A 4168-nucleotide genomic window follows, 5' to 3' on the forward strand; every position below is an offset into this window, starting at 1 on the left:
TGCTGCAGCTGCTGCTGGCGCGCTGCCTGGCCGCGGCGGCCGAAACCGAGCCCACCACGGGCCGACCGCGCCTGCCGGGCCTGCGCCTGGCCCAGCCGGGCGAGTTCACCGAACGCGCCTTCCTGAACAACAAGATCGACCTGACCCAGGCCGAAGCGATTGCCGACCTGATCGACGCCAGCACCGAGGCGGCGGCGCGCAGCGCCTCGCGGTCGCTGTCGGGCGATTTTTCGCGCGAGATCCACACCCTGCGCGAGGCGCTGATCCACCTGCGCATGCTGGTGGAAGCCACGCTGGACTTCCCCGAAGAAGAGATCGATTTCCTGCAGAAAGCCGACGCCCAAGGCCAGTTGACGCGGTTGCAGGCCCAGCTGAACACGGTGCTGCAGAAAACCCGCCAGGGCGCGCTGCTGCGCGAAGGCATCAAGGTGGTCATCGCCGGGCAGCCCAACGCCGGCAAAAGCTCGCTGCTCAACGCCCTGGCCGGGGCGGAGCTGGCCATCGTCACCCCGATCGCCGGGACGACGCGCGACGTGGTGCAGCAGACCATCCAGATCGAAGGCGTGCCGTTGCACGTGATCGACACCGCCGGCCTGCGCGAAGGCGCGGGCATCGACGAGGTCGAGCGCATCGGCATCGAGCGCGCCTGGGGGCAAATTGAGGCGGCCGACGCGGTGCTGTTCCTGCACGACCTGACCCGCGCCGACCAAGCCGCCTACGGCGCGGCCGACGCCGAGATCGCCGCCCTGCTGGACGCGCGCCTGCCGGCCCAGGTCACGGTGATCGACGTGTGGAACAAGGCCGATGTGGGCACGCCCACCGAGGCGGTGCAGCCCGCGGCGATGCCCGAGACGCCCGGCCACGCCCCCCACGAGCACCTGCGGCTGTCGGCCAAGACCGGCACGGGGCTGGACGCGCTGCGCCAGCGCCTGTTGCAACTGGCCGGCTGGCAAAGCGGGGCCGAAGGCCTGTACATCGCGCGCGAACGCCACGTGCAGGCCTTGCACCGGGTGCAGGACCACCTGGCCTGCGCCGACGCCCACCTGGCGGCCCAGGCCCAGTCGCTGGACCTGCTGGCCGAAGAACTGCGCCTGGCGCAGAACGCCCTGAACGAGATCACCGGGGCTTTCAGCGCCGACGACCTGCTGGGCGTGATCTTTTCGTCGTTCTGCATCGGCAAGTAAGGGCGCGCGAACCGCCCGCCCGGCTCACTGCGCCACCGGGCGGTGGCTGATGTCGCGCACCGACACCGCCACGCAACGCCCCCGCGCGCCGCGGGCCGGCAGCAGGCTCAGGCCGAATTCGGCGGCAAATTCCTCGCCGTTCTTGCGCCGTCCGCGCAGCGCCAGCCCCGACTCGATGGAGCGGAAACCCTCGGATGCCATGAAGCGGGCGCGGTTCTGCGGGTGGTGGGCGCGCACGCTGTCGGGCACCAGCACCTCCACCGCCTGCCCCAGCAGCTCGCCGCAGGCGTAGCCAAACACCTCTTCCATGCGCGCGTTGCACAGGATGATGGTGCCGGACTCGTTGACCACCAGCAGGCCATCGGGCGAGGACTCGACGATGCTGCGGTACCAAGCCTCGGTGTCCATCAGGTCGGCCTGCTGGGCCTCCATCTCGACGGCCTGCTCCTCCAGCTGCGCGGCCTGTTTCTCCATGCGCAGGGCCTGGTCCTGCGACTCTTCCAGCAGGCGCTGCACCCGCATCTTGCGTTGCAGGATTTCGAGGTTGAGCGCCATCATCGGCACGAGGGTGTCGAGCAGCGCGAGTTCGCGCGGCGCAAAGGCATGGAAAGCCGCCAGTTCCAGCACGCCGAGCACCTCGTCGAGCTTGAGCACCGGCAACAGCACGATGTTGACCGGCACGCCGTCGCCCAGGCCGGAGGCGATGCGCACGTAATCGGACGGCGGGTGGGTGACGGTGATGGGCGTGCGCTCCAGGGCGCACTGGCCGACCAGGCCTTCGCCCACGCTGTAGAGGTTGCTCAGTTCCTTGCGCTGCTGGTAGCCGTAGGTGGACAGCAGTTGCAGCCGGCCGTCGGGGTTCATGACGTAGAACACCGCGTGGCCGGCCCCGAGCAGCGGCGCCGTGCGCGACAGGAAGACCTGCCCCAACTCGGTGTAGCTGTTGGCCTGCTGCAGGGCGGCGGTGATTTCGGCCACATGGCCCTTGACCCAGCGCTGGTCTTCCTGCCCTTGCAGCTGCTCCTGCATCTGGTTGAGGGCGCGCATGAGCTGGGCCGATTCGTTGTTGCCCTCGACCACCAGGCGCTGGCTCAGGTCGCCCTGGGCGATGCGCNNCCGCGCACCACCACCCCGCCCAGCACCAAGCCGACGGTGGCCAGCAGCACCAGCAGCGCCACAAAGATGGCGCGGGTGCGGGCGTAATCGGTCTGCGAAGTCTGGTAGGCCCAGCGCGCCCGGTTTTCGCGGGACTCGATCAGCATGCCGATCTGGGCGGTGATGGGATCGACCGTCTGGTAGAGCCGCTGGACCGAGAACGCGGCCAGGGCCGGCCCGTCTTCGGCCGCCAGCGTGGTCTTGAGCTGCACGATGGTGGCGTTGGCCAGGCTCATCAAGGCCTCGGCGTCGGCCGCCATCACCTGCTCGGCCTCGGGCCGGGGGTGCGACAGGTAACGGCGCCAGTGCAGCACCAGCCGGGCCTCGGCCGCGCGCACCTTGTCCCGGCCCTGGGCCCAGGTGATGGCCTGGTGTTGCACCTTGTGCACCGTGTCCACCACCTCGACGGCGTACATGTCGGAGACGATTTTCAGGTCCTCCATCGGCAGCAGGGCCTCCTGGTACATCTCGATCAGGCGGTCGTTGGCCCGGCCGAGTTGGAACAAGGCGACGCCACTCAAGCCCAGCACGATCAGCAGGAGGGTGCCGATCAGGGTGACGAGTTGGCTGCGGATGGAAAAATTCGACAACTTCACGGTGCAATCCTATTCCATCGGGGTCGGGCTGTGGCCGCGCTCGCGCCGCCGGTACAGGCGGTGGTCGCGGTCGAGCGCGGTGAACAGGCGCACGCCGTCCGTCTCCACCGACTCGACCGGGGCGACCAGCAGCAGCCCATCGGGCCGCAGGGCGCGGTGCAGCTGCAGCAGCAGCCGGGCCTGCCATTCGGGTTTCAGGTAGATCAACACATTGCGGCAGCTGACCATGTCGAAGGCCGCGGGCTCGACCGGGTCGAACACGTTGCGCTGCTCGAAGCGACAGCAGGCCTGCAGCGCCGGGCGGACCTGGAACTCGCCATCGAACGCGTCGAAGTGGCGCTCCACCAGCGGCGCCTCGACCTCGCGCAGGGCCGAACGGCGGTAACGGCCGCTGCGCGCCTGCGCCAGGGCCTCGGCGTTGAGGTCGGTGCCCCAGATGCTGACGCGGGCGGCCGCCTCGGCTTCGCCCAGCAGCTCGACCAGCATGATGGCGAAGGTGTAGGCCTCCTCGCCTCGGGCGCAACCCGGCACCCACAGGCGGATCGGGGCCGACGCCGGCAGCGCCCGAACCCGCTCGCGCAGCGCCGCCCAGACCACCTGGAACACCGCCCGGTCGCGAAAGAACACCGAATACGACACCAGAAACAGGTGCTGCAGCACGTGCCACTCCTGCGGGTGGCGGTCGCCATAGGCGAGGTAGGCGCGCAGGTGCGGCAGGTGCAGGGTCTGCAGCCGGCGTTGCACCCGGCGCCAGAGGGTGTCGGGCTTGTAGCCGCCCATGTCCAGGCCGGCAAGGAGCCGCACGCGGTCCAGCAACTGCGTCCAATCGTCGGCATCGGGGTCGCCCACGACCGGGGGCACCGCGTCGTCGGGCCAGAGACTGGGCCCCGGGTCCCGGGGCCGCGCCGACACCGGGCCATTGAGGGCCTCGGCCAGGGCCGGAATGGGCAGGGCCGCGTCGACCACACCGGCCCGCACCGCGGCCCCGGGCATGCCATTGAAGGCGCTGTCGGCCGGGTCCTGGGCCAGCCGGTGCGGCGCCTGAACTGGACCATGACGGTCAACCCGCGGCTCGACACCGCGCCCGAAACCTACCCCGAGTGGGGCCCCGACCGCGCCTCGCTCACGCCCGAGAACATCGGCCGCAAGCTGCACCTGCGGGTGGAATTGCAGACCTTGTGGCGCCTGCCGCGCAGCAACGCCTTGCTGTTCCCAATCCGCGGCCACCTGGCC

5 protein-coding genes are annotated in these 4168 nt (G+C 70.1%); 2 read left to right on the forward strand and 3 right to left on the reverse strand.

Annotated features, from left to right (window positions below; genetic code table 11):
• Positions 1-1184, forward strand: a 1184-nt coding sequence (gene mnmE / locus CON77_RS13555) for a tRNA uridine-5-carboxymethylaminomethyl(34) synthesis GTPase MnmE (protein ID WP_101049977.1), incomplete at its 5' end; no start/stop codon positions are given.
• Between the two features lie 24 nt (positions 1185-1208).
• Here mnmE and CON77_RS15385 read toward each other — a convergent pair.
• From CON77_RS15385 to CON77_RS13570, 3 genes are all read right to left on the reverse strand, one after another.
• Entirely contained in the window at positions 1209-2264 is a 1056-nt protein-coding gene (locus CON77_RS15385; RefSeq protein ID WP_101049979.1) for a PAS domain S-box protein, read from the reverse strand.
• A gap of 11 nt (positions 2265-2275) precedes the next feature.
• Positions 2276-2935 carry a Tar ligand binding domain-containing protein gene (locus CON77_RS13565; RefSeq protein WP_101049981.1) on the reverse strand — a complete coding sequence of 220 codons (660 nt, stop codon included), beginning with the start codon at positions 2933-2935 and terminating at the stop codon, positions 2276-2278.
• A 9-nt stretch (positions 2936-2944) separates the two neighbouring features.
• A complete protein-coding gene (locus tag CON77_RS13570) occupies positions 2945-3928 on the reverse strand; it encodes a CheR family methyltransferase (RefSeq protein ID WP_101049983.1) in 984 nt (327 codons plus the stop codon).
• Positions 3929-3967: 39 nt separating this feature from the next.
• Here CON77_RS13570 and CON77_RS13575 point away from each other — a divergent pair.
• Positions 3968-4168 (forward strand): heme-dependent oxidative N-demethylase subunit alpha family protein (locus CON77_RS13575; protein WP_304442162.1); only part of this gene is annotated, 201 nt, incomplete at its 3' end.

The sequence above is a fragment of the Macromonas nakdongensis genome (genome assembly GCF_002837145.1).
Classification (GTDB): Bacteria; Pseudomonadota; Gammaproteobacteria; order Burkholderiales; family Burkholderiaceae_C; genus Macromonas_B; species Macromonas_B nakdongensis.

Bases quoted from the DNA above. Each gene is read 5' to 3' on its own strand.
- CON77_RS13570 (WP_101049983.1), bottom strand. From the start codon at position 3,928: ATGCCCGGGGCCGCGGTGCGGGCCGGTGTGGTCGACGCGGCCCTGCCC.